Source organism: Rivularia sp. PCC 7116 (assembly GCF_000316665.1).
Lineage (GTDB): Bacteria > Cyanobacteriota > Cyanobacteriia > Cyanobacteriales > Nostocaceae > Rivularia.
In genome coordinates this window covers 1,767,633-1,790,635 of sequence record NC_019678.1, presented here as the reverse complement: position 1 = coordinate 1,790,635, position 23,003 = coordinate 1,767,633, and the positions used below count along the sequence as shown (strand labels likewise).

Sequence of the window (23,003 nt, the reverse complement as noted above, 5' to 3'; positions counted from 1 at the left end):
TTCGTACAATTTTTTTCACTGAAGTTAACTTTTAGAGATTACATGCAGGAGAACTTCTATTTCTTCTGTGTCTTGACTTCCTGGTTGTGTTTTTTTGTAGCATGGAAAAAATTTTTTGCTATGAAGTCAACGCGAACACTACAATATGTTTTGGTGTATTGGCTCAAATATATTAGATATTAAACTGAGAAACATCTGTGCTAGATATCAAGCAAATACGGGAAAATCCCCAATTAATTCTAGAAAGGTTGAAGAATCGAGGCGAGAATTACGATATTCAGCCAATTGTTGATTTAAATCAACGACAGCGCGATTTAGAGACAACCAGAAGTCAAATTCAAGCTCGTAGTAACGAAATTGGTAAGTTAGTAGGACAAAAAATTAAGTCAGGTACTAACCCTCAAGATGCAGAAATTAAAGAATTACGAGACGAAGGAAATTCTCTTAAAGCAAAACTAAGCGAATTTGAACCGCAAGAGAAAGAGATTAAAGCTGAAATTGACCAAAGAGTGCTTGCACTTCCTAATTTGCCTAGCGAGTCTACACCTATTGGCAAGAGCGAAGAAGAGAATGTAGAAGTGCGACGTTGGGGTGATGAATATTTACCTCAAAACTCAGGTATTATTCCTCATTGGGAAATCGGTGAAAAGTTAGGAATTCTTAACTTTGAACGAGCCGTCAAAATCGCACAAAGTCGTTTTGTTGCTTTGATTGGTGCTGGTGCAGCTTTGGAAAGGGCATTAATTCAATTTATGCTCAATCGTCAAGTGGAAGCTGGGTATGTTGAAGTAGTGCCTCCCTTTTTGATTAATAGTGAATCTTTAACAGCTACGGGACAACTGCCCAAATTCGCCGAAGACAGCTTTAAATGTGCTGAGGATGATTTATGGCTTACCCCTACAGCAGAAGTTCCTTTAACAAATCTTTACCGTAATGAAATTCTTAGTACGGAAGATTTACCGATATATCACTGCGCTTATACTCCTTGTTTTCGTCGCGAAGCGGGAAGTTACGGGCGCGATATGCGGGGATTAATTCGCTTGCATCAATTTAATAAAGTTGAGTTAGTAAAATTAGTTAGTCCAGAAACCTCTTTTGACGAACTAGAAAAATTACTTAATAATGCCGAAGCTATTTTACAAGCTTTGCAATTACCTTATCGAGTCATCGAACTTTGTACTGGAGATTTAGGATTTTCCGCCACAAAAACTTACGATATAGAAGTTTGGCTGCCTTCAAGTGGTAAGTATCGTGAAATTTCCAGTTGTTCTAATTGTGGGGACTTTCAAGCGAGAAGAGGTAATATTCGTTTCAAGTCAGCCGGTAAAAAAGGAACCCAATTTGTTCATACACTTAATGGTTCCGGATTAGCAGTAGGGCGAACTATGGCAGCTATTTTGGAAAACTACCAACAACCCGACGGTACCCTGCACGTTCCACAAGTTTTGCAGCCCTACTTAGGTGGTAAGGAAATTTTAGAAGTTTAGGTAATGGGTAATAGGGCATTAGTTGAACATTTGACTGTGTTCCTGATTAATTGCGACCTAATTATGAATTACCAATTACCGATTCCCGATTACTAATCCACAATTCCCAATTCGCAATTACCGATTACCAATTACCAATCCCCACTTTAAAATAAAGAAATGTATAGTTTAAATAAATTCACAAATTTTCTATGTCAGTTTTAGCGGCGATCGCAGTGTTGGCTGTACTAATCTTTGTTCATGAGCTAGGACATTTTCTTGCAGCAAGAACTCAAGGTATCCATGTTAATCGCTTTTCTCTGGGTTTTGGTCCAGTACTTTTAAAGTATCAAGGTTCCGAAACAGAGTATGCGGTGCGTGCTTTTCCTTTGGGTGGTTTTGTTGGGTTTCCGGATGACGATCCTGACAGTAAGATTGAACCAGATGACCCGAATTTGCTGCGTAACCGTCCTATCTTAGATAGAGCGATTGTCATTAGCGCTGGGGTAATCGCAAACTTAATTTTTGCTTATTTTCTGCTGGTTTCTCAGGTTGGTTTTGTGGGAATACCGCAAGCTACTCAACCGGGAGTTTTAATTAAAGAGCTTGCTCCACAGGTTAGTAAAGCTGCTGAATCTGCTGGAATTAAACCCGGAGACGTAATTCTTGCCGCAGAAGGTACGGAGTTCGGTAAATCGCTCCAAGGGATAGAACAGTTAAGGGATATTATCAAAAGTCATCCAGGGGAAGCAATTGAACTGCTTATTAATAGAAAAGACCAAAATCTCAATTTATCGGTAGTTCCCGAAGCTAAATCTGCTGGTGGAAGTATCGGCGTTGGTTTGTCTCCCAACGGTAAGGTAGAACGTCGTGCGGCTAAAGGTATTGTAGAAGCGTTTAGCGTTGGCGCAACCGAGTTTCAAAATATTATTTCCCAAACAGTTCAAGGTTTTGGTAAATTAGTCACAAATTTTGGTGAAACAGCCTCTCAAGTCGCAGGACCAGTTAAAATCGTTAAAATTGGTGCCAATATCGCTCAAAATGATACGGGTAGTTTATTCTTCTTCGCAGCATTAATTAGCATCAACTTGGCTTTCATCAATATTTTGCCTTTACCTGCTTTAGATGGGGGACAACTAGCTTTTCTGTTAATTGAAGGAGTACGCGGTAAGCCCTTACCAAATCGTATCCAAGAAGGTGTAATGCAAACTGGTTTAGTGCTACTTTTAGGATTAGGAATTTTGATATTAGTTAAGGAAACCAGTCAGTTGGAATGGGTGCAGAAGTTGTTCGGGTGAGTACTAATCGCAAAAGTAAAAGTAAAAAGCAGCGGGCGCACTGTATTTTGGTGCGCCTCAAGCGTTTGTATCCGGATGCAACTTGTTCTTTGACTTATTCCACGCCGGTACAGCTACTGGTGGCAACTATTCTTTCCGCTCAATGTACTGATGAAAGAGTAAATAAAGTAACGCCAGAATTGTTTCGTCAATTCCCTGATGCCGAAAGTTTGGGGAATGCACCAATTGAAGAACTTGAAACTTTAGTGCGTTCTACAGGATTTTATCGTAATAAAGCCAAGAATATAAAAGCCGCCTGTCAGATGATAGTTAGAGATTTTGACAGTAAAGTTCCTCGAACGATGGAACAATTATTGCTGCTTCCTGGAGTAGCACGGAAAACAGCAAATGTAGTTATGGCTCATGCTTTTGGTATTAATGCTGGAGTCACGGTTGATACTCACGTTAATCGTCTTAGTCAAAGACTAGGTTTGACAAAGCATGAAGATGCAGTTCGCATTGAAAGAGATTTGATGAAATTATTACCGCAGGCTGATTGGGAAAATTGGTCTATTCGGTTGATTTATCATGGCAGAGCCGTATGTAAAGCCCGTAATCCTGCTTGCGAGCAATGTGAATTAGCTGATTTATGTCCAACTGCCCCAAAAATTTCTCCTCAAAATGCAAATATTGATGTCATAAGTAGTGCAGTTCGGTAGAATGGGGAATGCTGTGCAAAATTATTTATTTAGTTAGGAATTTTATGGCTAAAAAAGCAATGGTAGAGCGCGAGAAAAAACGCGCAAAGATGGTAGACAAGTATTGGGATAAGCGTCAAGATTTGTTGGATGAGTTTAGACGAACAGAAGACCCTTTAGAAAAGCTAGAAATCCATCGAAAAATTCAACGTTTACCTCGTAACAGCGCTCCAAGCCGCCGTATGAACCGCTGCTGGGCTACAGGTCGTCCCCGCGCTGTCTACCGCGATTTTGGATTATGCCGCAATGTTTTACGTGATTGGGCACATAAAGGCTTATTACCTGGGGTTGTTAAGTCTAGTTGGTAGATAATTAAGTCAGGAATTAGGAGTTATAGGAGTCAATAGTTAATTTATTCGTGATGTAATTAAGTTAAGAGTTGATAGTTGATTTATCGCTCATCTGGCGATGTGAATTATGAAACCAAGGATATATCAAGCATTATTTTTGTCATCACTGTCGAAAGTAATATCCGAGGAATTTTTACAAATAAGTTAAAAGGTTGTAATTAACCTTGAATTAAACTCAGATGAGCTAAATCTCTTAACTTTTTAATTACAGTTCTAACTCCAGCTATCATAATTCCTAATTCCTTACTTTTAAAACTTTACTTATATTTATTGTCCGCAACATTTATCAATTCCCAAACTTTCCAAAAGTATGTCGCTGACAGCGTTAGCAATTGCAAACTCTCCATAAAAACTTTTGGAAAAATCAAAAGCCTGCATTTCCGTAACGATAGCAAGCACCAATTCTCCTAGATCGTTTTCCCCCTCCATGCGCTGTCTGACAAAAATTTGTGCTGCACGTTCGGCTATATTTTGATTAATATTTTCCGGGATAAATTCTTCGTCTAAGAAGGAATGTAAGCGCTGCTGCAACCATTCTCCTTCCTGTTGAGGATTTTCTGCTGCTGGTAAAGTTATAGGTGGAATTGGTTTAGTCATGTTTTCTATTTAATTTATTTAAATCGTATTAGTAAAGCACGCGGGCAACATCAAACGGAAAATTTGATAATTACATACGAATACTGCTAACCCAAAAGTAAATTTTATGCAATATGATGTCGCTGCTATCATCCAAGGGTACTCCAATGGCTATTTTCTCATGGCTGATGAAAATAATCACTTGGGATGGTATGGCAGTTGCGATCGCACTTTAATTCCTTTAGATGAAAGATTCCGTTACCCTAAGTCTTTGAGGAGAGTTCTCAATCAAAATCGATTTTCTACCGCTATCAACCGAGATTTTGAAGGTGTTGTTAATGGATGTGCAAACCGAGACTCCACCTGGATATCTGAGGACTTAAAAGATATTTATTATGCTCTCAACCAAAATGGTTGGGCTTACAGTTTTGAAACTTGGCAAGGCGATCAACTTGCTGGAGGAATTTTAGGAATTGTTATTGGTGGTGCTTTCATCGGCGAGTCTATGTTTTTTCGCATCACTGAAGGCTCTAAAGTCGCTATGGTAAAGTTAGTTGAAAGATTGCGTACTAAAAAATTCGTTTTCTTTGATGCTCAAATGATGAATCCTCATTTAGAACGCTTTGGTGCTTATCGTATTGAGGATGAAGAGTATCAAGTTTTATTAGATAAAGCTTTAAAATCTAATTGTTCTTTTATTTAAACAACTTATCTAAATCTAAAATATTAGTACTTAATAATAATTAATTTTAATTATCTGCTGCTTTTTGTTTAAAGTATTAGTTATACCATTTCTTCATAAAGATGCGCCGAATTTAGCCCGTGTAGACGGTGAATCTAGTTGGGGGTGTCGTTTTGGGTCCCCCAAAAAGCGCGTTACCCTAACGGGTCACTTCGTGAACGCGGAGCGTCTCCCGGAGGGAGATACCCGGAGGGGCTTTGTTTAGATAGCCCCACCATAGCTAGAGTGTTAGCGGAGCGCGTCCGTGATTGAGCGCAGCCTCATACAGAATTGGTATTACAAATTAAGAACATTAATTAAAACAAAAAATTCTTTTAGCTATAGCTATACAATAAGATGACAATCTAGTAATATAGATTTTATATAATATAAATATAAGTCGGTTTAAAAATTTTGTTTAGATTCCCATTATATAAAAATACCATAAAAAACACCTTTCTTGAAAAATTAGACTAATTTATCCTTTTTAAACCGAAAACATAAAATCAAAAATTAAATTAATTGACAATAAACTAAAATCATTATTTAACTTTTTCTTTCGGTAACTAAAGTTAAACTAATCCATTCTCCCTTATCGTTATAACTGCGAATCATTCGCTGACGTAAATTAGGGTTGATTAACCAACCAACTTCTAAAAATAAAGGTTTGCGTAACTGAGCTTGTGAGGGAGAAGTAACCGAAGCACCATCGGGAAGCAGTAAAACCCGTACCTGACTTTGTTCAAAAAATAGAAGAGAATTTTTAATCGTAGCGGTAGAAGTGATAGTACGATTAGCAAAACTAAGACTTTGAACTAATTTTTCATTATCAAGACGTAAATGCATGTGAGTGGAATAAATATCTGGCTGTTGAAAATCGGGATAGATAGTTGTAGCTTCACCAATCCACTCACCTAAAAGAGCATCAACAGTTAAAACAGGGCGTTGTACCAGTTGAGTTTGAGCAAGACATTCTCGAATTAAAGTGAAAGTATCTAACTTGAGATTTTTATCAAAAAGCTGCACCAAACGTAAACGGCGATCGCCATAAATTAAGCCAAATTCAGCCCCAAACTCAGAAAATGGCGCTAATTGGATAGAACCTTGGGAAAAGGCACCATTTTCAAAAAACATGATTCCTTTTCCTAAAGAACTATATTCTAGAACTTTTTCATTGTCTCCCAAGCGGATTGTTTGACGAATAGTTTGGTTATTATTTAAACCTTGCAAAGAAACCAAGCTTTTTGTATCTTTGAGTAATTCACCCTGGGAAGATAGGCGAGTAAAAGAGCCTTCCCAGTCACCAAGGTTTTTTAATAAGGCATTCCATTGTGAAGTCATGAATCAGTCAACGGCAAACAGCTATTAGTAAACATAAACTTTTTTTAATCTATTACCAATTAGCAATTAGCAATTACCACTTTTCTAAGCTCGTCGCAGTGCAAACAAACTTCCTATCAACCCTACCGTTGCACCGAAGCTTAAAAGAATTACTGGTAGTAATAATATTTGTAAAGAAGTTAGTTGCAAACCGTTGGTGAGAAATTGAATAAATTCGGGTTGATTCGTTAGTAGTTTGTTTAAAAGCTGTTGAACAAGACTTATAAAACTCCAAGCTACTGCACCACCTAATATTCCGAAAGTTATTCCTTGGAGAATAAAGGGTAAATAAATCCAAGTCGAAGTTGCTCCAACAAGCTGCATAATTTCGATTTCTCGTTTTCGCGCTACTAACACTAGACGAATAGTGATGCTGGTGACTGCAATTGATGTTAAGGTCAAAATCAGGGTTATTGTCAGCGTCACCCAATTTAAACCCCGGTGCAATTGAGCAATACGCCTAACTGCTTCATCGACGTACTGTACTGTATCGACTACCGGTATTTTTGCTAACTGAGTAGCTAAATCTGGAACTACTTGAGAATTTATTGCTTTTACTTTAATTTCATCTACCAAGGGATTCCCATCTAATTGTTGAGTAGCCCCTTCAATATCAGATATTCCCATTTCTTTAACTAATTTCGTCCAGGCTTGTTCTTTAGTAATAGTTTTGATTGTGGCGACTTCTGGCATTTTTGCGATAATGGTTTCGATACTTTCCCCACGTGCTGAGGGTTCGAGATATACCGACACCTCCAACTGAGAACCAAATTGATGGAGTAGTTTTTCAACTTGCCAAGAAGTTTGCAAACTAATACCGAATAAAAACAACAGCACTGCAACAGTACTAACAGCAGCCCAATTCATCCATCCACCCCGATGCAAACCCAAAAAAGTTTCTTTGAGTAGGTAATCTAACTTAGTTAGGAATTTCAACACGCTTTATTAACAATAAGGAAGTAGAAAATTTGAATAATTTATTGTAAATACTCGTAGATGTAACGTCTCTAGTTGATTCTGCGGGTTTATTGCAAAAATCAAATTAAAAGCGCCACACTAAATTACTTAGCGTGGCGCTTTGCTTTTTATCAATTTAATAAAAGTTGGGGTTTTTTAAAATCAAGTAACCCCTTTAAAAGACAAGGTATATATTTTCAAGGTCTTTATATTCGCTGACCTCGTTTCAACATTATTAAGTATGTCAGAAATGCCAGCGTAATTTTAATTCCCTAATATTTTCTTTATTTTTCATCTCATAAAGTTTATTTTTATTAAATCATGCTAACTTTGGTAACATTTTTCACTCTTTTGAACGATCCTTATCCCAACGCCAAAGAAAAATCATTAAAGTTACTACCCCGACTTGAAGTGCCAAAGATGGCAAACCGACTTCAAGAGAAGTTTTATGAGCTAGCAGCTGTAAAACAAAAATGAATGCTCCAATTAAACCAGAGGCACCAAAGCTCAGATAAACAAACTTTCGTAATCCCCTATAAGGAGATGCAGCTTCTGCTTTGAGCCGAGCATATTGCTGCTTAGTGAACTTGTGTTTAGAGGTGCTATTTTTGGGATTTGGTTGTACCATGAAGTTCATGATGATATAATCAGAGACTGTTTATGCCGACGTGGCTCAGTGGTAGAGCAATTGATTCGTAATCAATAGGTCGCGGGTTCAAATCCCGCCGTCGGCTTTAGAGAATAAGTTTTTAGTGGATTAACTTTTTCACTTTCATCTAATAGTTTACCTGTCTGAGGACTATACGATTGCGACCTTCTTGTTTTGCTTGGTAAAGTGCTTTATCTGCTGCCAAAATTAAATCGCTTGGCGAAGACTCAAAATTGGGTATGGTGGTGGTGACACCCAAACTCAGAGTTACATAATTGCTAATCCCAGATTCCAAATGTTCTACTTGTAGCTCTCGAACTCCCGACTGCATCAAAGCTGCAACATGGACTGCACCAGGTGCATGAGTATTTGGCATAATTACGGCAAATTCTTCTCCTCCATAACGCGCAACTAAATCTTGATTTTTTTGTGCAGCACCATTTAAAACAGCACCCACCTTTTGTAAACATAAATCTCCTGCTGGGTGTCCGTATTTATCATTGAAACGTTTAAAAAAATCGATGTCACATAAAATTAGCGACAGTGGTTTGTCAGAACCTGCTAAATTCATCCACTGATTATTTAAATACTGATCGAACCTGCGACGATTAGCCAACCCAGTTAAGCCATCCATGTTAGCCAGTTCCTGCAAAGCCTGATTCGCAGCTTCTAACTGTTTATATAGTTGAGCTTGTTGCAATAATCGTCGTACCCTTTGGCGTAAAACTGCCCAATGAATAGGCTTGGTAACGTAATCGCTAGCTCCCGAGCCAAATGCACGATCTACTGATACTGGATCGTCTAAACCAGTAATCATTAGTATTGGAGTACGTTCCCACAGTTTGGAAATTACACTGGTGCTTGCATAAGACTCACTATCAAAGTTTGCCAAAGCTAAAGCTAAATTATTTCTAGCAATCTGCATCAGTTCGTGACAACAGGTAAAGCCATCCATCACTGGCATTAATGCATCTAATAAAACCAAGTCCGGTTTTAAACTAATGTATGCATCTAAACATTCTCGTCCATTGGTGACATCAGCTACACGATATCCTTCATTGTCCATATATTCACATAGTAGTGTTCGTATGGCTTTATCGTCATCAGCCACCAAAATCAACGGAGGTTTGGTAGAAAAAGAAGTTGGGCTTATGCCTGACATGAGTTGCGTTCTACAGAATACTAAAGTAGTAAAGCTAAAAGTAAATCGATACAGGGTATTAGGAACCCGGACAACTTTGCTCGGAATACTTCCAGACTTTCCACAGCGTTTTTTAAATTATTTTTTGTGCGAGCGAAATTAGTTCAATGCCATCTTTGAAATTACTTTCATCCCAATATCATTCTTAATTGCGACTAAATGGCTATAGGTTGAACAAAAGTTAAATTTTCCGCGTAGGAATTTATTTAAAAACGAAAGCGATAACGAGTAATATTTAATACTTTTAAATCATGCACAATTACTTGTTAGTGCCGTTTTCATTGGCAGTATGGCAATTTTCAAAAACTTTTAAGGCGGAAAATAAATTTCGGAGAAGCGAGTATACACACAAAATTTTGTCAAAAAATCTGTATTCCGTTCTACAAGCATCTGCTTAACTTTGGCAGCTACTTTCGGTGTTACGAATAAAGCTTTTGGTAGATGAATCACTTGCATATCTAATTAATCTGGTTAGAGTCCCGTTGAGGATGTAATAAGTACTCGATCGCGATAAAGTGGAAAAAGTCTTATTATCTATAGTTCCCAGATACTAGCTTGCAATTAGCATTTTCGAGAAAAATTACCCGTCATACCTAGCTTCACTAGCATTATGAGGGTATTTTGCATGAAGAGTCCTTATTTTATTTAGTTCCGATCGGAATTACAGTCTAATGCCAGATCCCTTAATGTACCAGCAAGATGATTATGTAGTCTTGGAAACTAATCAGCCAGAAAAGTTTCTCACTTCCACCGAGTTGCTGGAAAAACTGAAACAAACTTTGCAACAACTCGGGGAAGAAGAATTACCGCATGATTTAAAAAAAATTGATTCCCTCGAAGCCCAAGCACAATACTTACTTGACACTAGCTGCGAATTGGATGTTGGTTCGCCGGGACAATATTTACAGTGGTATGCGGTACGTTTGGAAAAGTAACGGTAATCTAGGATTTCGCTTCTTCAGCTTCTGAAGTCGTGACTAATGTTAACTCGATTTTTTCCTCTTCTGGCTGTGCTATTTTCACGTCCACCCCAGGACCAAAAAAGCTAGTCATTTTGCTCTGCTTCTGTTCCCAAGTGTCTAACGGTACTTGGGGTGAATCAAAATCTATGATTAAAGCATAATTTCCGTCAATTTCCATTTCCCGTAATGCTAAAACTTCGGGCAACTCTTCGTCTAATTGTCCTAATCCTAGATGACTTAAAGCTTTATCTAAATGAACATCAATTCCATAACGATACCGAGTGATATCTTTACGAACTTGATTTTGAGTTTCTGTTGCTTTCTGCTCTCTGAGAGACAAAACAGATTCTGGTGTCGGGGGCACAAACGGTACGGGTTTTAACTCGTTGGCTTTAAGTGCAAGCCCTCCTAATAGTATGGGAATCCCGTAAAAAAAGCCGATCAGATTAAGCGTAGCATTATGGACTCCATAAGATACGAAACCAATTATAGTTAAAATTCCGCCGATAATTAAACCCACAGTTCCCAAAGAAATTTTACGCAGCATACTCTATTGTTGAATTAAAAATTTTACTGTAAGGATTGTTTTATTATCGCCGACAATAGGCATTAGTTTGATAAACTTAAATGCTCAAAACCTTTTCTTTTGAGTTAACTTAAAAGTATTACGTAATTAAATATTGTTACAAACAATGGATATACAGACTATAAAAGAAAGAATTGCCGCAGTTGAAAGCAAACGGGAACAACTACTTAGCCTACTAGAGCAGCCAAATTTGGGAACCTTAAGAATTGATGTCAATCAGGCTTTAGAAGAAATGGACGAATTGCTTGATGAGTACAAACGCACTTTTCCCTAACTACAAGATGTTAGAATAGTTGCCCTTGCAGCCTTGCCTGAGGGGTTGAGTATATTTGAATCAATCATTAAGAGATAGCAAGACGTTTATCAAAATCGTCTTGCTAAAAATATTATTTTGCTTAAAATTAAAAACTAAAATCAAAAACTCTGGAATCTAACAAATAAGTATAAAAATACTGTGCGTCAGTATAATGGCTCAACTTCTAGCTCTACTGTCGCTCTACGATATATTTTTATTTAGAATTACTTGGAAAAAGTATATTGCTTAAATTAAGAATTTGTCCCCATTTCTCCAAGCTGCTTAATTAAGCCAACGAGTTCGTTAGTCGGCACGTCTTTCTTACAAAAAGCATCTACTCTACCCATTGCTTTTGTTTCCTGAAAATATTTTTCTTCTACAGAAGAATAAGCAATAATTTGAGTATTGGGAGATATGTCTTTAATTTTACGCGAAGCGCTCCAGCCATCCATAACCGGCATTTGCAAATCTAGGACAATTACGTCCGGGTAACAGTTTTGAACCATCTCTACAGCTTCTTTACCGTTACTAGCCAAACCTACAACTTGAATATTTTTCTGAGACGAGAAAGCTAGTTGGAGAGTTAAACGAGTAAGCTCGTGGTCGTCAACTACTAGAACCCTTAAGGTCGAAGGCTCACAGGACAACATTAACATCTAATGAATACAATTATTATTTACACTAACCTTTATAGTTTATGGGATAAAGTAGGGCAACTAACTCTATCCTATGGTTGAATAACTTCTATGCATTAATGACAAATATGTCACAATGATATCAACAATGATTTAAACTGCCTCTAAGACAAGTCTACAAGATGCAAAGAATTTTTCTTAGAATTAATTAAATTAGAGGCATTTTTGCTTTTATATTCGGCAATTTGCATTAACGTCTTTTGCGAACCAGCTTCAGGAGAATCTTGTCGGGGTTTTCTCTGGATATAACTACCATCTGAATGCAGTTCCCAAGCTTGACGATTATCGGCAAGCATAATTCCTAAAATTTCTTGTATGTCTTTAGCAATATCTGGATCTTTTATGGGAGCAATAACCTCTACCCTTCGGTCTAAATTTCGCGGCATCCAGTCAGCGCTGCCAATAAAAATCTGCTCTTCACCATTATTGTAAAAGTAAAAAATGCGGGAATGTTCTAAAAAGCGACCCACAATACTAATAACGCGAATATTTTCGCTAACATCTTTTAGTCCCGGACGCAAGCAGCAGATTCCCCTGACAATTAGGTCTATTTGCACTCCCGCGCGAGAAGCTTCGTATAAGGCAGCAATCAGCCGAGAATCTACTAAAGAGTTCATTTTAGCTACAATACGCCCGGAAGAGCCATTCTGTACGTTTTCTATTTCTCGATTAATCAGCATTAGAAAACGTTCTCGCATATTTACTGGTGCAACTAATAATTCCCGATAAGCTTTTTGTCGAGAATAACCAGTCAAGAAATTAAATACATCTGTTACATCTGCTCCTAATTCTTCTCGGCAACTGAATAATCCGACATCTGTATAAATTCTCGCTGTTTTCGGGTTATAGTTCCCAGTACCAATATGTACGTAACGACGAATTTGGTCTTGTTCTTGACGTACTACCATCACGATTTTGCTATGAGTTTTTAGACCTACAAGCCCGTAAACTACATGAACGCCCGTGCTTTCTAAACGTCTAGCCCAGTAAATATTATTTTCTTCATCAAAGCGTGCTTTCAGTTCTACAAGCACGGACACCTGCTTACCGTTTTCAGCAGCATTTATTAAAGCATTTACAATTGGCGAATCCCCAGAAGTACGATAAAGCGTCATCTTGATTGCCAGCACATCGGGATCTCGGGCAGCATTTGTAATAAAGCGTACTACCGATGCTGAAAATGATTCATAAGGGTGGTGTACAAATAAATCCCCTTCTCGAATTGCTGTGAAAAAATCTTTTCCTTCTTCAATCAGCTGCATATTGGGATTGAAAGCAGGCTCTTTTATCCTTTGTAAATTAGAAGGAACTACTGGCTTCCAGGGTGGATCTTTAAATTCCGACACTGGTAGCGACATAAAGTACATTAAATCTCGCAATCCTAGAAGACCATTTATTTCATAGACATCATTTTCCGATAAATCCAAGACTTCTAAAAGCTTACTGCGGACGGAACTTGGTGTTTGAGATTGCAATTCGATTCTCACAGGATTGCCCCCTGCGCGTCGTTTCCGCAGTTCTTGTTCGATTGCTAAGAGCAAATCGTCAGCTTCATCTTCTTCTAAAGCCAAGTCAGCATCGCGAGTAATCCGGAAAGTGTAATATTCTTGAATATTCATTCCTGGGAATAAACACTCCAAATTATGGGCGATCGCCTGTTCGATAGGTACACCGCTCCAGATGCATGATTTGCCATTTCGCTCAATACCCAACTCTGGAGGTAAAGGTAAAAATCGCGGTAGTACTTTAGGAACTTTGATTCTGGCAAAAAGTTCTTCTTCTGTTTCGGGGTTTTTGACTACAACTGCCAAATTCAAGCTGAGATTAGAGATATAAGGAAAAGGATGACTCGGATCTACAGCAAGTGGAGTAATAACTGGAAAAACCTGTTCTTCAAAGTAATTATCTAAATATTTGCGCTGTTTATCAGTTAAATCAATATAGTCAAGAATATGAATACCGACAGATGCTAATTCTGGACGTAGTTGCTTTTCAAAATGTTGGTGCTGTTGGACTACTACCGGACGCAGTATAAAACTAATTTCTTCTAATTGTTGTTGCGGAGTGCGACCATCAAAACTTTTGCCGCTAACTTTTGCTTCTACCTGTTGCCTTAATCCAGCAACTCGCACCATGAAGAATTCATCAAGGTTAGTACAGAAAATTGCCAAAAATTTCAGACGTTCTAACAATGGCGTTCGGGTATCCATTGCTTCATGCAACACCCGATTATTAAATTCTAGCCAACTTAACTCTCGGTTAAGATAGTATTTCGGGTCTGATAACTTGTTTGGATTGGCAGTTTTTTTCGATTTCGCCATGATGACCTTTGTGATGGGCAGGTGCAACTAATGCAATAATATTTTGCTTATAACTATCTATAACTATATTAAGGTAAATGTAGCCTTCGCTTCCATCTGAAAAATAATTATCAGTTAACAGTGACCAGTTATTTTTAACCGCGTTGAATTTGTTCAAATCTTTTTTAATTAAATCTTTTTACTTAGAACAATTTGTACTCAGTGAAGGTATAAATATATAATTTTGATTTGACTAAAACTGTCTTAGAAGCTTAATCAAAATGTTCTATTGAATACTTATATTACTTAATAAATAAAACTAAAAAGTAACTGTTAACTGCTCACTGTTTCTTGTTCTTAGCTGCTGCGGAGACTGGTAGCTGTAAATTTTGGTTATAAACGAACTTATTGTCAATTACGACCTGTCGCTTGGGAAGAGTATTGTTAGAATTAAGCGTATCTTGAGGAGAAACACGTAAAGTATATTTACCGACGGGAACTCCATCAAGACGATATAATCCGAATTGGTCTGTTGTTCCAGATAATACTCGTGCGCCTTTACTATTTAATAGCTCTACTCGTACTTGAGTTAAAGGTTGTCCCGATACATCCGTAACTTTCCCTGCTAATCCGTATTCAGTTCTGACGGGAAAGTCTACGCGAGTGACTCCAGAAGAAGCAACTTCGGCAACAAAACTAGTTTTAGATAATGCGAGTTCGATGGGTAATTCTTCGGGTTCGAGTTCCACAACATAAACGCCTTCTGGTAAGTTACCAACAAAAAAGCTACCTTTAGAGTCAGTTCTAGCCGAACCTACTGGTTTATTGCGAGTATCGAAAACGCGAACAATAGAACCACTTAGATCGAAGCCTTTACTTTCCTCTTTTAAAGCTAGTTGACCGGAAATTGCTCCGCGTTCTTTACCAATACCGCTGTATCTAGCTGGAGTTAATCTGCTACCAGCCACAGACATATTAGATGTTAAGGATAAACTCAGACGACTATCGTTCAAACCACCCGAACTAATTCCTCTGGAGGGTATAGCATCATAATTAAGTCTGGCAAATAAACCGGGTAGTACTTGCATACTTGCACCAGCAGTAGGTCCGATTTCTCCATCGCTTAATGCTAAGCCCACATTCCAACTTAAGTCTTTAAAGCTATTAGAATTGCGACCCAAACCGACTGAATAACGAGCCGGGGCACTTCTGCCAAATTCAGTACCGAAAGATAATTCATAATTACGGTTTAAGTCGTATGTTAAATCGGATATATAGGCATCCCCATAACTGTTAAAAGATAATTTCGTAGAACGATTTGGTGTAAAGAAAGCGTTGAATAAATAATCTCCAAAAATATCTGGTCTCCCGCTTAAAGATAATTTAGAGAAAGGACGAGCATAGAAAGTAGGTAAAATATAATCGTTAGAATCGCTATTATCTTTACGACTGCGAGCAATAAATCCTAAATTCAATTTATTGTCCAAACGATACCTAAATTCTAAACTGTGATTATATCGTTCTCCATTGCTTTCATCGCCTGTTCTAAAGCCTTGAGGAACTAACTGAGAATTAGCATTGATTTCTAATTTATCGAAGTCAACGTCTAAATTAGCTGAGTATCCAACTTTATCAAAAGAATTGCCTACACTTGCAGAGAAAATAACGGGATTCGCCAAACGCCAAACTAAACCAGCCTGTGCTTGGAAAGAATTGGGAACAGCTTGTAGAGAACCTTCCACAGTGAAATTATCTGAAAGTCCTTGACGTAGTTGATAAAAACCAACTAGCTCACCTCCGTCAGTAGAATTAAAATCGCTGAATAAACTATCTTGAACTAGGTTACCGCTAAAACCTAACCCACCAAGCTGTACGTTACCTCCTGATGGTAAGAGCAAATCCGAAGCGTTGATGTTGACGGTACGAATATCAATGGGAGTTCGCAGATTGTTGCGCTCAAAAACTAAAACTTCAACTTCACTGCTCTGGTTAACAGGTAATCTGACATCAATAAATTCATATATGCCATTAAATCCTACCTGCTGCTCTGCAACTGTAATTCCAGAAACTCTCAATTGGACGACGCTTGTAGGTGGAACTCTACCGGTAAATGTTTGTAATGAACGAGAACGTCTGGGTAAAATTTCGTTAGCGCTGTAAGTTGAACGAAAATAGTCTGAAGGTAAATTACTGTAACCAAATTGTAAGCCTGTAAGGTCAAGCCCGTTCAAAATTGGATGCAAGCCAACTCTTTGTCTACCTAATTGGTAGCGAAATTGACCGCTACGTTGATAGAAAAAGTATTCTGTTAAATTTGGCTGGTTGCGAAAGTTATTATTCATTCGCAAACGCCAAGTTCCACCAGCGAGTCTTCCACCTAAAAGTGAGTTACTTTGAAAGTTTGTATTTCTAGGAGTACTAATAATATTTAACTCTTGTCGCAATCTAGAAATTCCGCTGCTGGGGGCAAAAAGTTCGGGTTGTAGTTCGGCATTGCTTCGAGCCTGTCTGCTTCCCGCACGCCAGGGTAAATCAGCAAGTAAGGTTAAATCGGCTGTATTTAACTCTAGATTAATTTCCAGCTTTTTTTCTAGTATTTCTTGACTAACGTAAGTTAGACCGTTAATTTGCTTTAATATATTGGGCGAAAAGTTTATTTTTCCTAAAGGTGTTTGTGTTTCAATACCAGCATTAGTTTTTTTAACAGAAAATCCGCTAATTTCTCCAAAAGTTTCTAAAGGGATTAAAAGAGTATTATTTTCTTCAATAATGTCTAAAGTCCCAACTTCCCTTCCATTTATTACAACCCCAACAAGGAAAGGTTCACCTGGAACTTGTGCTAATCTAATGGACTTTTTATCGCGAAGCTTATTTATCAAAGAATCTCGTAGAGAATTTTTCTTAGAATTGTTGAGTGCAGTTGCTAATTTTTGGTTATTATTCGGTTTTTGATTATTGTTTAGAGTTTGATTTGAATTTTCGTCTTTTTCAGGATTAGAAAGAGCTATTTCTCCAGGAGTTTGAATACTATTTTTGACAGTATCGTTAATAGTTTGATTTAAAGAAGCGGAGACAGAGGTAGTAATTAGTTGCTGAACAACTGCCAGAATTTTTGCTGTATTAACATTTGTATTGCTTGCAACTTTCTGATTGCTGTTATTACTAGAGTTTTCTTCTAGGTTTTGATTTTTTTTAGCTCCTGTGGGATTAGAAGCAATAGAAGTGTTTGAAGTTTGAGAAGAATTTTGTGTTGGTGCTTCAACGCTATCGCTGATAGTGCTGTTAATTGAAGCATACAGAGAGACGTTGATTAATTGCTGTACCGTCGCCAGAATTCTTCCTATGGGATTTTTTTCAACAGACTTATCTTGACTCTGAGATTGCTTGTCTGTAGAGGCTTGTTTGAGAGGGGCTGGTAATATTTGATTGTCAACTGGTTTTTGCTTGTTTACAAGAGAGCTTTCGGCAACAGGTAAATTAGTTTCTTCTGGCGGCGGTATTGTGACGAATTTCTTTGTCTGCTTCTGCTTCTCTAAGAGAGTATTAGTTTGAATATTTTCAGGTTTATTTTTTTCTCCTCCGCAAGGCTTTGTTGAAACCGAATCAGCCAGTATTTTACCTAGTAAATTATTTACAAGGTCAGATTTTTGCGACTTAACTTTTAGCGATTCACAACCACTATTTAGGGTTGAAGCCTGTGGAGTCAACGTACTGACAATTAATGGAGGTGTAGGTGGTAAAGCTAGGTAGAGCATACTTGGCACAAATTTATCAATATTTAGCCTGATACAGGCTGTGAGCTATGAATTGTAGTATTACTTATATGAAAAAGCAGATAGATGCAATGAATAAATATTTTTAAATTAGCAATTTTATTCAGGGATATTAAAATATCAAACTACCCTGAATAAAGTAAAAGTTTATCTGAAAAAAGCTATTTATCCGAAGAACTTACGGGCGATGTTGTAGGTTTAGGAGTATTAGCAGTAGCTTTTACAGTGAAAGGAATACCTTTATCAACAGCAACACCACTTAACTCGGCGTTAATATCTAAAACGTAGTTACCTGGAGGTAATTTTCTAGTTATTTTCTGCAATAATTGCCGATTGGTATTTGGTAAAACTGGAGGAACCTTAATCCTTCCAACTTCAATCACATTGGCAGGTAGTTTTTTCTCGGAATTGCCAGAACTTTTGATATATCTAGTGGCTTTTGCTCCCGGATATTTTGCAGCCTTCCAAATAGCGTATTGCCCTTTCATCCGTATATGAGCGTTACCTTTATTGGAAACGTCGAATACTGCATTAATGGCGTTGGGCTTTGTGTCAACATTTACTGAATTAACATTGCCGATGCGCTTGATTTCTCCTGCATAGGCATAGACAACAACACCCATACGTGCTTTGGTATTAACTGTATCTGAATCGCTATCAGAGGCAATTTCTTCAAAATAAATAACAGCACGATGCTCGCCAGGAGCAGGTTTAGTCTTAGGGCGAATTGCAAAACGTACAGTTTGAGTACCCTTGGCTGGAATTGTAAATTTAGAGGGAGTAAACAGAATCCATCTATCTAAAGATTCTTCGGTGGATGGTATATCTTTAAGTTTATTTTTTTCATCCATCGTCCAATTTTTAACAAAAGCCCTAATTTGTACTGGTTTGTTAGCAAAATTAGTTAGCTTAATTGTATTAGAGCGTCCTTTTCTAGAACTAATATCTACCTCCATCCGAGGCGGGGTAATACTCATTTCTATTGCTTTTACAGTTGGTATTTCCCAAGCTAATAATCCTATTAAACTTAACGCTATGGCTTTTGCAGTTTTTTGTAACATAATGAATTTTATTTACTCACACAACGAATAAAAAACCTTGAAAATCAAAAACAAAAGTTTCACTGACACTGATTACCATTTACCGATACACAGACATTGATATCCCCTCGAAAATTACCGGGTACTAATTGTTCTAATTCACGGAATATCAAGCTAATTCCACCTGAAATTACAGTAGTATTGTTGTCAGGGCATCTTTCTATTTCTTCAATATCTAAAACTTGTAATTCAACTCGATTTTCTTGGAAAGGATTATTTTGCTGGCTATTAGATTGCAATGTATATTTTACGTCACTGGTATTGATAGGCAGATCGGAATTGCTAACCCTCATCTCCCAATATCTTGGCTCACTGATAGGATTACTACTATCTCTATAGGGCGCTCCATCAGTTTCTAAACTGGTACTTTCATTACCAATTCCAATTTGTTCTACCTCTGTACTAAGAATATCTGTTGGTCTTATTGTTTGAGTATCTGCAACATTAATTAACTCATATATACCAGCTTCACAGCTATTTGAATTTGTTTGTGCAAAAACTTTCGGCTGTGGTGATAACAAGAACGCTACGAATATAGTAAAGTAGCATTTAATAATCTTTCGGCAGTTCATTTTTCAAAAAAATATATTTTTACTACGATAATAAACAAATGAATATGAACTTTTAGCCTTGTTTCAATCTATAAAGCTATAGTTTTATGTCATAAATTATGATTAATTCAAAACAAATATACTGTTAGTTGTGAAAAGAATAATTAGTTAGATATAGTTCATAACTAATGACATAAATCAACTTATTTTTTGCAGATATACAGTTAGCGCTTAGAAAGAAGAGACTGGAAGCAGGCATTTGCCTGCACCAGAAATCTTAACAATAAATCTGATTAGGGATTTACAACTCGGATGGTAATTTCACCACCTGTGTATCTTGTATCTTGAGTAGCATTAAGGTTAGAGAAAGTAAAATCAAAGGTTCCTTCTCCATCTCTATAAGCTTTTCCCTCAACCTGCTGTTCAGTTATATTTGATACAATCATTGTGACTGTATCTCCAGTTCCTCCCCCAGTCAAACCACCTCCAGATACACCATTTGTATCTGTTAAAGTTTCTTGGGTTGCTGTAATCTCAACATCCGCCGCTGAGTTACCCCAAATTTGATACAAACGAGGAATAGTTTTAGTAACCGTACCAGTACCTGTCTCATTAGGGGCATCTGTTGACAAAGCACTACTACCTAAGTTCTCATCATAAATTCCTGCGTCTTGATCTATAGATCTTCCTCCTTGTAAGTCTTGTTGACTGACTACAAAGTTCAGCTGAGAATAAGTACGTAGAAAAACTGATGGAGTTACTTCAATTTCTACTGGTAAAATTGCAGATTGGGCGCGAACGGGTGTTGCAGAAATCATAGCGCTACCTAAAGCTGCTGCACTAGCTGCAAAAATGCCTAGAATTTTCTTCATCTAAAAATCTCCGTGGTATCGGTAAGGTAAATGTTGTATGTTTGATAAACTCTCTGTTTCTGACTTATCCAAATTGGTTTGCTAAAGGGATTTAAGATAAACCTGGAGAATGAAGTTATTTAAAAGATAAAAATACGTACACCTGGATTTATGGAGCCAATATTCCGGTACAGTACATTTTATACAAGGTTCGTTTAACCATAACTTTAACTTCATGCTTTAATTAAGCGGTTTGATAGATATTCCCTGGTAAGCCCGAGAGTAATGAAAAACGAAATTTGGTTATGAAAACAATCAAATTAATTTCAATATTTTATTTTTGCGATGCATCACCTCCGCTAATAATCCAAGAAAAATCTGCCTTCATCCACTCTCGTTAATGTCATGGATTATCTGTTGAAGCGACAATTAATCAACGAGGTGTAAGAAATTACTTTTACAACTAGTTTGTTGAAAAAACTGTATAGAAATTGTATGATGTGGCTTAATCACCGCAAAATATGTGGTGAATAGAGAACTGATAGGATTTTATAGCCTTAATTTTGCGAACCTAGTCTGCAAAAGAGTGCTATATTTAATAGCAATCAAACAAAGTATATTTTGAAATATTTCGTAATATATGGAATATACTTTTCCTGAATTACGAAGATAACGAAAATATTGCCATTTATAACCTTATAGTTCCTCTTTTACAAACACACTTCCTAAACTCCCATACATTCTTACTTCGTTCTTACCTAACTAGGTCATTGAAATTTAACATCAAATAACCAACAGTTGCGGTCAGAACCTTTATCGATTTTTGTTCATTGCTTCGTAGCAGGTTTACATCAAGAATGTAACCTCTACTCCTAAAAGACAACTTCAGTGATAATATTGAATTAAGCAAAATCAATGTAAAAATATTATCAGAGATAATACTTAGTAAACACAAAGAAATAGCAAGAGATGAGACGGGATAATAACAAGAGGAGAACAGGAAGAAAGGGAGTAGAATTCTTAACTGATTACCAATAACTGTTCGCCGGTAGCAACTGTAATGTTTCAAACTACTCGTCGTCGTCTTGCGATTTGGTATACAGCAGTAACTGCGGTGCTATTGCTGCTGTTTGCGAGTGGAGTGTATTTGTATGTACGCAATACTTTGATCGAACGAATCGACGACACCTTGAACCATGTGGTGGAAGTTGTGCAACGTTCGCTGGTTATCGAAGCTGTAAATTCAAATAACAGTCTATTTAGGGTTAATCTAGAAGCAAGCTTCCGTGATAATGCGGATACTCGTGACGATGACCGTATTGATTGGGAATGGTTTAGCCCTACGGGTAAATTGCTTTGGTCAACTTTATCGGAACCGTTAAATATTCCTATTCATCCGAATCGTATGGGTGAAACCGTGCGGGTGTTGAGAGCAAGTGGGGAGAGGGGGAGATGGGGAGACGAGGAAGCAAGGGGAGGACTCTTCCGTGCGGGGGTTCCCCCCGTTAAGGAAAGTGTCCGTAGACAAAGGGAAAATGTAAATGGGCTTTCTGAGCCGATACTCTTACGACAAGTTACTGAAAGAGTAGAAATTGGACGGCAAGTGTTGGGATATCTCCGGGTAAGTCATCCTTGGTTTGAAGTGACAAAACCCAGCCGTCAATTGATTGTGGATTTGGGTTTGGGTATTGGTTTGATGTTATTTTCTGTGGCAGCAAGCGGGTGGTTTCTTTCTGGAAAAGCAATGCAACCGGTAAGAGAGTCTTATCAACATCTTAAGCAATTTACCGCAGACGCTTCTCACGAACTTAGAAGTCCTATTGCTTTAATTCAAACTAACGTGCAGGTTGCTTTGAATGAGTTGGAAGTAACCCAAGCACGAGGGGCTAATGTAGAACATTATCAACAACAGTTAAAGGTAGTAGAAAGATTAACGCAGCGGCTTAGTAAGTTAGTCAACGATTTACTGTTTTTGGCACGTCAGGATAGTGGAATCAGTGCCTACGATTTTTCTTCATGCCCTATTGATGCTTTGCTTATGGAAGTAGTTGAAGAACAACAATTGCTTGCTGCTGCAAAAAATGTAATCTTACAGTTACATTTTATTGATTCTGTAGAAACTCAAACCAATCCGGAATTAGTTGATGATTGGTTTACTTTCATGGGTAATTGGGAACAATTAGTCCGTTTATTTACGAATTTAATTAGTAATGCTTTACGTTACACCCAAGAGAGCGGAAAAGTAGAAGTTGAATTAGCACGGATAGAGCTTGTTAATCGTTCGGTACTGCAAGTCAAAGTGATAGATAACGGTATCGGTATTCCAGCTGAAGCTTTACCCCGCTTATTTGACCGTTTTTACCGAGTAGATCCAGCACGCAGTCATAGTTCGGGAAATACTTTGATGCAAAATACTACTGGTTCGGGGTTGGGATTACCTATCTCTAAAGCTATTCTTGAAAATCATCAAGGGCAAATACAAATTGACAGCATTCTCGGCAAAGGTACAACAGTTACTGTCACTTTGCCAATTATTCCTGAGTAATAATTATCAG

20 protein-coding genes and 1 tRNA gene are annotated in these 23,003 nt (G+C 37.6%); 9 read left to right on the top strand and 12 right to left on the bottom strand.

Annotated elements, in window-relative coordinates; genetic code table 11:
* The first annotated feature begins 197 nt into the window (after nt 1–197).
* The 4 genes from serS (at nt 198) to rpsN (ending at nt 3,809) form a co-directional block, all read left to right on the top strand.
* Complete coding sequence (serS, locus tag RIV7116_RS06835; protein ID WP_015117551.1) at nt 198–1,487, top strand: serine--tRNA ligase; 1,290 nt, start codon at nt 198–200, stop codon at nt 1,485–1,487.
* Between the two features lie 191 nt (nt 1,488–1,678).
* Nucleotides 1,679–2,764: an RIP metalloprotease RseP gene (gene rseP, locus RIV7116_RS06830; protein WP_015117550.1), complete on the top strand. Its 1,086-nt coding sequence runs from the start codon at nt 1,679–1,681 to the stop codon at nt 2,762–2,764.
* Complete coding sequence (gene nth / locus RIV7116_RS06825) at nt 2,740–3,462, top strand: endonuclease III (protein ID WP_015117549.1); 723 nt, start codon at nt 2,740–2,742, stop codon at nt 3,460–3,462. The genes rseP and nth overlap by 25 nt, the downstream gene beginning before the upstream one ends.
* Before the next feature lie 44 nt (nt 3,463–3,506).
* Nucleotides 3,507–3,809, top strand: a complete 303-nt coding sequence (rpsN, locus tag RIV7116_RS06820) for a 30S ribosomal protein S14 (protein ID WP_015117548.1) — start codon at nt 3,507–3,509, stop codon at nt 3,807–3,809.
* Between the two features lie 309 nt (nt 3,810–4,118).
* Here rpsN and RIV7116_RS06815 read toward each other — a convergent pair whose 3' ends face one another.
* Nucleotides 4,119–4,448 carry a hypothetical protein gene (locus tag RIV7116_RS06815; protein ID WP_015117547.1) on the bottom strand — a complete coding sequence of 110 codons (330 nt, stop codon included), beginning with the start codon at nt 4,446–4,448 and terminating at the stop codon, nt 4,119–4,121.
* Nucleotides 4,449–4,554: 106 nt separating this feature from the next.
* Between RIV7116_RS06815 and aat the strand changes: the two genes are divergently transcribed.
* Nucleotides 4,555–5,130 (top strand): leucyl/phenylalanyl-tRNA--protein transferase, encoded by a 576-nt coding sequence (gene aat / locus RIV7116_RS06810; RefSeq protein WP_015117546.1) that lies wholly within the window; start codon nt 4,555–4,557, stop codon nt 5,128–5,130.
* Between the two features lie 564 nt (nt 5,131–5,694).
* On the opposite strand, the gene RIV7116_RS06805 is transcribed toward aat, so the two are convergent.
* From RIV7116_RS06805 to RIV7116_RS06795, 3 genes are all read right to left on the bottom strand, one after another.
* A complete protein-coding gene (locus RIV7116_RS06805) occupies nt 5,695–6,489 on the bottom strand; it encodes a DUF3598 family protein (protein WP_015117545.1) in 795 nt (264 codons plus the stop codon).
* 84 nt (nt 6,490–6,573) lie between these two features.
* Nucleotides 6,574–7,467 carry an ABC transporter permease gene (locus RIV7116_RS06800; RefSeq protein ID WP_015117544.1) on the bottom strand — a complete coding sequence of 298 codons (894 nt, stop codon included), beginning with the start codon at nt 7,465–7,467 and terminating at the stop codon, nt 6,574–6,576.
* A 361-nt stretch (nt 7,468–7,828) separates the two neighbouring features.
* Nucleotides 7,829–8,113 (bottom strand): DUF3493 domain-containing protein, encoded by a 285-nt coding sequence (locus RIV7116_RS06795; RefSeq protein WP_015117543.1) that lies wholly within the window; start codon nt 8,111–8,113, stop codon nt 7,829–7,831.
* A gap of 34 nt (nt 8,114–8,147) precedes the next feature.
* Here RIV7116_RS06795 and RIV7116_RS06790 point away from each other — a divergent pair.
* A tRNA-Thr gene (locus tag RIV7116_RS06790) sits at nt 8,148–8,219 on the top strand.
* Nucleotides 8,220–8,261: 42 nt separating this feature from the next.
* Here the strand turns inward: RIV7116_RS06790 and RIV7116_RS06785 are convergent.
* Nucleotides 8,262–9,296, bottom strand: a complete 1,035-nt coding sequence (locus tag RIV7116_RS06785; RefSeq protein WP_015117542.1) for a PleD family two-component system response regulator — start codon at nt 9,294–9,296, stop codon at nt 8,262–8,264.
* Nucleotides 9,297–10,006: 710 nt separating this feature from the next.
* Between RIV7116_RS06785 and RIV7116_RS06780 the strand changes: the two genes are divergently transcribed.
* Complete coding sequence (locus tag RIV7116_RS06780; RefSeq protein ID WP_015117541.1) at nt 10,007–10,270, top strand: chlororespiratory reduction protein 7; 264 nt, start codon at nt 10,007–10,009, stop codon at nt 10,268–10,270.
* A gap of 7 nt (nt 10,271–10,277) precedes the next feature.
* On the opposite strand, the gene RIV7116_RS06775 is transcribed toward RIV7116_RS06780, so the two are convergent.
* Nucleotides 10,278–10,844 carry a DUF2854 domain-containing protein gene (locus RIV7116_RS06775; RefSeq protein WP_015117540.1) on the bottom strand — a complete coding sequence of 189 codons (567 nt, stop codon included), beginning with the start codon at nt 10,842–10,844 and terminating at the stop codon, nt 10,278–10,280.
* Between the two features lie 145 nt (nt 10,845–10,989).
* On the opposite strand from RIV7116_RS06775, the gene RIV7116_RS36330 reads away from it, so the two are divergent.
* Complete coding sequence (locus RIV7116_RS36330; protein WP_015117539.1) at nt 10,990–11,157, top strand: hypothetical protein; 168 nt, start codon at nt 10,990–10,992, stop codon at nt 11,155–11,157.
* A 272-nt stretch (nt 11,158–11,429) separates the two neighbouring features.
* Here the strand turns inward: RIV7116_RS36330 and RIV7116_RS06770 are convergent, their stop codons facing one another.
* The 6 genes from RIV7116_RS06770 to RIV7116_RS06745 form a co-directional block, all read right to left on the bottom strand.
* On the bottom strand, nt 11,430–11,834 hold the full coding sequence (locus tag RIV7116_RS06770) for a response regulator transcription factor (protein WP_015117538.1): 405 nt from the start codon (nt 11,832–11,834) through the stop codon (nt 11,430–11,432).
* Between the two features lie 143 nt (nt 11,835–11,977).
* The gene (gene ppk1, locus RIV7116_RS06765; protein ID WP_015117537.1) at nt 11,978–14,194 is read right to left on the bottom strand and encodes a polyphosphate kinase 1; all 2,217 of its coding nucleotides are present in this window, start codon (nt 14,192–14,194) and stop codon (nt 11,978–11,980) included.
* Nucleotides 14,195–14,514: 320 nt separating this feature from the next.
* Nucleotides 14,515–17,928 carry a carboxypeptidase regulatory-like domain-containing protein gene (locus tag RIV7116_RS06760; RefSeq protein WP_015117536.1) on the bottom strand — a complete coding sequence of 1,138 codons (3,414 nt, stop codon included), beginning with the start codon at nt 17,926–17,928 and terminating at the stop codon, nt 14,515–14,517.
* Between the two features lie 179 nt (nt 17,929–18,107).
* Nucleotides 18,108–19,007 (bottom strand): molecular chaperone, encoded by a 900-nt coding sequence (locus RIV7116_RS06755; RefSeq protein ID WP_015117535.1) that lies wholly within the window; start codon nt 19,005–19,007, stop codon nt 18,108–18,110.
* Nucleotides 19,008–19,066: 59 nt separating this feature from the next.
* Nucleotides 19,067–19,567, bottom strand: a complete 501-nt coding sequence (locus RIV7116_RS06750) for a hypothetical protein (RefSeq protein WP_044290790.1) — start codon at nt 19,565–19,567, stop codon at nt 19,067–19,069.
* A gap of 323 nt (nt 19,568–19,890) precedes the next feature.
* On the bottom strand, nt 19,891–20,469 hold the full coding sequence (locus RIV7116_RS06745; protein WP_015117533.1) for a hypothetical protein: 579 nt from the start codon (nt 20,467–20,469) through the stop codon (nt 19,891–19,893).
* Nucleotides 20,470–21,508: 1,039 nt separating this feature from the next.
* On the opposite strand from RIV7116_RS06745, the gene RIV7116_RS06740 reads away from it, so the two are divergent.
* Nucleotides 21,509–22,993 carry a cell wall metabolism sensor histidine kinase WalK gene (locus RIV7116_RS06740; protein WP_015117532.1) on the top strand — a complete coding sequence of 495 codons (1,485 nt, stop codon included), beginning with the start codon at nt 21,509–21,511 and terminating at the stop codon, nt 22,991–22,993.
* Nucleotides 22,994–23,003 lie beyond the last annotated feature (10 nt).

Coding starts and splice junctions, on each gene's coding strand:
- RIV7116_RS06785 (WP_015117542.1), bottom strand. CDS start 9,296: ATGTCAGGCATAAGCCCAACTTCTTTTTCTACCAAACCTCCGTTGATT.
- RIV7116_RS06770 (WP_015117538.1), bottom strand. CDS start 11,834: ATGTTAATGTTGTCCTGTGAGCCTTCGACCTTAAGGGTTCTAGTAGTT.
- RIV7116_RS06780 (WP_015117541.1), top strand. CDS start 10,007: ATGCCAGATCCCTTAATGTACCAGCAAGATGATTATGTAGTCTTGGAA.
- nth (WP_015117549.1), top strand. CDS start 2,740: ATGGGTGCAGAAGTTGTTCGGGTGAGTACTAATCGCAAAAGTAAAAGT.
- RIV7116_RS06815 (WP_015117547.1), bottom strand. CDS start 4,448: ATGACTAAACCAATTCCACCTATAACTTTACCAGCAGCAGAAAATCCT.
- RIV7116_RS06760 (WP_015117536.1), bottom strand. CDS start 17,928: ATGCTCTACCTAGCTTTACCACCTACACCTCCATTAATTGTCAGTACG.
- rseP (WP_015117550.1), top strand. CDS start 1,679: ATGTCAGTTTTAGCGGCGATCGCAGTGTTGGCTGTACTAATCTTTGTT.
- rpsN (WP_015117548.1), top strand. CDS start 3,507: ATGGCTAAAAAAGCAATGGTAGAGCGCGAGAAAAAACGCGCAAAGATG.
- aat (WP_015117546.1), top strand. CDS start 4,555: ATGCAATATGATGTCGCTGCTATCATCCAAGGGTACTCCAATGGCTAT.
- ppk1 (WP_015117537.1), bottom strand. CDS start 14,194: ATGGCGAAATCGAAAAAAACTGCCAATCCAAACAAGTTATCAGACCCG.
- RIV7116_RS06775 (WP_015117540.1), bottom strand. CDS start 10,844: ATGCTGCGTAAAATTTCTTTGGGAACTGTGGGTTTAATTATCGGCGGA.
- RIV7116_RS06755 (WP_015117535.1), bottom strand. CDS start 19,007: ATGTTACAAAAAACTGCAAAAGCCATAGCGTTAAGTTTAATAGGATTA.
- RIV7116_RS06740 (WP_015117532.1), top strand. CDS start 21,509: ATGTTTCAAACTACTCGTCGTCGTCTTGCGATTTGGTATACAGCAGTA.
- RIV7116_RS06795 (WP_015117543.1), bottom strand. CDS start 8,113: ATGGTACAACCAAATCCCAAAAATAGCACCTCTAAACACAAGTTCACT.
- RIV7116_RS36330 (WP_015117539.1), top strand. CDS start 10,990: ATGGATATACAGACTATAAAAGAAAGAATTGCCGCAGTTGAAAGCAAA.
- RIV7116_RS06805 (WP_015117545.1), bottom strand. CDS start 6,489: ATGACTTCACAATGGAATGCCTTATTAAAAAACCTTGGTGACTGGGAA.
- RIV7116_RS06745 (WP_015117533.1), bottom strand. CDS start 20,469: ATGAAGAAAATTCTAGGCATTTTTGCAGCTAGTGCAGCAGCTTTAGGT.